Origin of the sequence: Archangium sp. (assembly GCF_036388035.1) — a bacterium.
In the GTDB taxonomy this organism is placed as follows: Bacteria; Myxococcota; Myxococcia; order Myxococcales; family Myxococcaceae; genus Archangium.
The window spans coordinates 1-2,081 of the sequence record NZ_DASVSO010000364.1 but is presented as its reverse complement, the minus strand read 5'-3'; the positions used below and the strand labels follow the sequence as shown (position 1 = coordinate 2,081).

Sequence of the window (2,081 nt, the reverse complement as noted above, 5' to 3'; positions counted from 1 at the left end):
TTCGACGAGGCCTGCGCGGACGCCATGGTGGAGAACGTCATTGGCCTGCACGGCCTGCCGCTGGGCGTGGCGCTCAACTTCGTGGTGAACGGGCAGGACCGGCTGGTCCCCATGGCGGTGGAGGAGCCCTCCATCATCGCCGCGGCGAGCTACGCGGCGCGGCTGTGCGGCGAGGGCGGCGGCTTCACCGTGACGGCGGACGAGCCCATCACCACCGCCCAGGTGCAGCTGCTGGACGTGCCCGACCTGAGCGCCGCCGAGGCCGCGCTGCGCGCTGGGTCGCCGGAGCTGCTGGCCGAGGCCAATGGCCTGCTCGGCAACATGTGCGCCCGGGGTGGCGGGGCCCGCGAGCTGGAGGTGCGCGTGCTGGACGCCACCACGCTCGTCGTCCACCTGCACGTGGACACCCGGGACGCGATGGGGGCCAACCTCGTCAACAGCCTCGCGGAGAAGCTGGCGCACCGGCTCGCCACCCTCGCCGGGGGCCGGGCGGGGCTGAAGATCCTCACCAACCTGGCGGATCGCCGCAAGGTGTACGTGCGCGCGACGGTGCCGGCGGCGGCGCTGGCCTTCGAGGGCTTCCCCGATGGGGCGGCGGTGCGCGACGCCATCCTCGAGGCCCACCGCTTCGCCGAGCTGGACCCCTACCGCGCCGTCACCCACAACAAGGGGGTGATGAACGGCGTGGACGCGGTGCTGGTGGCGTGCGGCAACGACTGGCGCGCGGTGGAGGCGGGGGCGCATGCGTACGCGTCCCGCTTCGGCGTGTACCGGCCGCTGACCTCGTGGCGGATGGGGCCCTCGGGCGAGCTGGTGGGCCTGCTGGAGATGCCGCTGGCCACCTCGACGGTGGGCGGGGCGGCGCGCTCCCACCCGGGCGTGCAGCGGGCGCTGAAGCTCGCCGGGGTGACGAGCGCGGTGGACCTGGCGGGCGTGGCCGCGGCGGCGGGGCTGGCCACCAACCTGTCGGCCCTCAAGGCGCTGTCCACCGAGGGCATCCAGAAGGGACACATGGCGCTGCACGCGCGGCGCGTGGCCGCGGAGGTGGGGGCGGAGGGCGAGCTGGTGGAGATCGTCGCCGAGCGGCTGGCGCGCGAGCGCGTCTACCGGCCGGAGCGTGCTCGGGAGATCCTCGCCGAGGAGGTGAGACGGAAGGAGGCCACGCGATGAAGGCCACGCGTGTCGCCGTGGTGGGCGGCGGAATTGGAGGGCTGACGGCCGCCGGGCTCCTGGCAAGGGAGGGCCACGACGTCACGCTCTTCGAGGGAGGTTCCACCCTCGGGGGAAAGGCGCAGTGCGTGCGGGTGGAGGGGCTCACGCTGGACACCGGGCCCACGCTGCTCACGCTGCCGGACGTGGTGAAGGGGCTCTTCGGGGCCCTGGGGGCGGAGGAGCTGCTGCCGCCCATCACCGAGTTGCGGCCCCAGTGCACCTACCGCTTCGCGGACGGGTGCGGCTTCGTGGCGTACAAGGAGGTGGAGCGCACCGCGGAGAGCGCCGGGGAGCTGCGCCCCAGCGAGCGGCGCGGGGTGCACGGCTTCTACGCGGAGGCCGAGGCCATCTGGCGGGCCGCGGGCGAGCCGTACCTGGAGGCGCCCTTCGAGGGCATGGCCGGCTTCATGGCGCGGGTGGCCCGGCGGGGCATGGTGGCCATGGCCAAGGGCATGAAGCTGGCCACGCTGGACGAGCTGGCGCGGGCGCACTTCAAGACGGACCACATGCACCAGTTCGTGGGCCGCTTCGCCACGTACGCGGGGGCCTCTCCTTATGAGGCGAGCGCGGCCTACGCCCTCATCCCCCACATCGAGCGCGCGTACGGGGTGCACCACGTGCGCGGTGGCATCGGCGCGCTGGTGGACGGGCTCGAGGCGGCGGTGAGGCGCCAGGGCGTGAAGGTGCACCTCCACGCGCGCGCCCGCTACGCGCGGGATGCCCACGGCTACCGCGTGGGGCCCGAGGGCGGCGAGGAGCGCTTCGACACGGTGGTGGTGAACGCGGACCCGCTGGACAAGCTGGGGCGGGAGAGCGAGCCGCTGTCGCTGTCGGGCTACGTGCTGCTGCTGGAGGTGGATGGCCGTCCC

Annotated in this window: 2 protein-coding genes; both read left to right on the top strand. The window is 74.1% G+C overall.

The genetic code is table 11. The features are described 5' to 3' along the window. A partial coding sequence (locus VF697_RS14760; protein WP_331095422.1) for a hydroxymethylglutaryl-CoA reductase, degradative occupies positions 1–1,170 on the top strand: 1,170 nt, incomplete at its 5' end. After that, a partial coding sequence (locus VF697_RS14755; protein WP_331095420.1) for an NAD(P)/FAD-dependent oxidoreductase occupies positions 1,167–2,081 on the top strand: 915 nt, incomplete at its 3' end. The genes VF697_RS14760 and VF697_RS14755, both read left to right, overlap by 4 nt.